General features: G+C 78.0%; 3 protein-coding genes. All 3 read left to right on the forward strand.

The genetic code is table 11. The features are described 5' to 3' along the window. Positions 1–691: ABC transporter permease (locus tag I59_RS04980; RefSeq protein ID WP_022902925.1), on the forward strand; the 691-nt coding region annotated here is incomplete at its 5' end. Beyond that, complete coding sequence (locus tag I59_RS04985) at positions 688–1,587, forward strand: ABC transporter permease (RefSeq protein WP_022902926.1); 900 nt, start codon at positions 688–690, stop codon at positions 1,585–1,587. The genes I59_RS04980 and I59_RS04985, both read left to right, overlap by 4 nt. Continuing rightward, on the forward strand, positions 1,584–1,919 hold a 336-nt coding region (locus tag I59_RS04990; RefSeq protein ID WP_031272936.1), incomplete at its 3' end, for an ATP-binding cassette domain-containing protein. The genes I59_RS04985 and I59_RS04990, both read left to right, overlap by 4 nt.

Consider the following 1,919-nt stretch of genomic DNA (forward strand, 5'->3'; position numbering starts at 1 on the left):
CGGCCTCACGGGCGCCATCACCGTCACCGCGAGCGTCGTGCCGCACTTCTGGCTCGGCAGCGTCCTCATCGTCGTGTTCGCCACCGCCCTGGGCTGGGCGCCCGCGGTGAGCGACGGGACCGTCCGCGGATGGGTGCTCCCCGTCGTCACCGTGGCCGTGCCGGTGGCCGGGTACCTCGCCGAGACGGTCCGCGACGGCATCGTCGACGCGCAGCGGTCCGCGTTCGCGCTCGCCGCGCGGGGCCGGGGCGAGCACCGCACCGGGGTGTTCCTCAGGCACTCGCTGCGGCACGCCGCCCTCCCGGGGCTCGCGCTCTCCGCCTGGGCCTTCGGGTCGCTCGTGTCCGGCGCCGTCGTCGTCGAGTCGGTGTTCGCGCTGCCCGGCATCGGCCGCGCGCTCGTCACGGCGGTGACGCAGCGCGACATGCCGCTCGTCGCCGGGATCGCACTCGTGTCCGCCGCCGCGTACGTCGTCGTGCTCGCGGTCGCGGACCTCGCCGAACGCGCCGTGGACCGGCGACCCCGCCGGGCGGACGCGGGTCGGCCCGGGTCCCGGGGGCCCGGAGTGCGGGGGCGTGGTCTCCGCGGGGCCGGTCCCCGCGGGGCCGGTCTCCGCGGGGCCGGTCTCCGCGGGGCCGGTCTCCGCGGGGCCGGTCTCCGTCGGCGTCCGCGGACGGCGGCGTCCCGGTGAGCGGGATCCTCGACCCGGCGGGGACGCCCACGACGGGCGCGACGGGTCCCACGGCCACCCGCGCTCCGTCCGGGGGTGCCGAGCGACGCCGTGGGGGGACGCTCGGCGCCGCCGGACTGGTCGCGGCCGTGGTCGTCGCGCTCGCCGTCCTGGCAGCCGTCGCACCAGCGCTGCTCGGCGGCGCCCACCCGCTCGCCGTGGACCCGGGAGCAGCGCTCCTCCCGCCGTCGGCGGCGCACCCGTTCGGCACGGACGAGTCCGGCCGCGACGTCCTCGCGCGGGTCGTGGCGGGGACGCGCCCGTCGCTCGTGGTCGGGCTCGCGGCGACCCTCGTGGGTGCCACCACCGGTGTCCTGCTCGGGCTGCTCGCCGGACTCGGAGGGCGCGTGCTCGACGCCGTCGTCGGCCGGGTCACCGAGGTCGCCTTCGCGCTGCCGCTCCTGCTCGTCGCGCTCGTCGTCATCGCCGTCACCGGCCCCGGTCCGGTGCCCGCGGTGCTCGCCGTGGGGTTCGCGACCGCGCCGGGCTACGCGCGGATCGTGCGGGGCCTCGTGCGCACGGCCCGGGAGTCGCAGGTCGTCGAGACCGCTGTCCTGCTCGGCCGCTCCCCCGCCCGCATCGTCGTCCGCCACGTCCTGCCCGCCGCGCTCTGGCCCGTGGTCGCGGTCGGTACGCTCGGCGTCGGCCAGGCCGTCGTGTGGGCGTCCGCGCTGAGCTACCTCGGCGTCGGGACGCCACCGCCGGCACCGGAGTGGGGCGCGATGCTCGCGGACGGCCGCACGTACCTGCAGACCGCGCCGTGGATGAGCACGTTCCCGGGTCTGGCGATCGTCGTGCTCGCGACAGCGGTCACGGTGCTCGGTCGGGCGATCCGACGACGCGGTGGTGCACGGTGAGCGCCGCCACCACGTCCCACGGCAGCCCGGTCCTGGCCGTCGAGGGACTGTCGGTGACGATCGACGGCGTCCGGCTCGTGTCCGACGTCCGACTGCACGTCGCCCCCGGCGAGATGGTCGCCCTCGTGGGCGCCTCGGGCTCGGGCAAGACCGTGACCGCCCGCGCGCTCCTCGGGCTGTCCGCCGACCGAGCCGAGGTCGCCGCCGACCGGCTCGAGGTGGCCGGCACGGACGCGAGGGGCTTCCGCGAACGCGACTGGCGTCGGCTCCGCGGCACCCGCGTCGGGTACGTCGGGCAGGAGGCCCTCGGTGTCTTCGACCCGCTCGCCCGG

It is taken from the genome of Curtobacterium sp. B8, assembly GCF_000333315.1.
GTDB classification, from domain to species: Bacteria; Actinomycetota; Actinomycetes; order Actinomycetales; family Microbacteriaceae; genus Curtobacterium; species Curtobacterium luteum.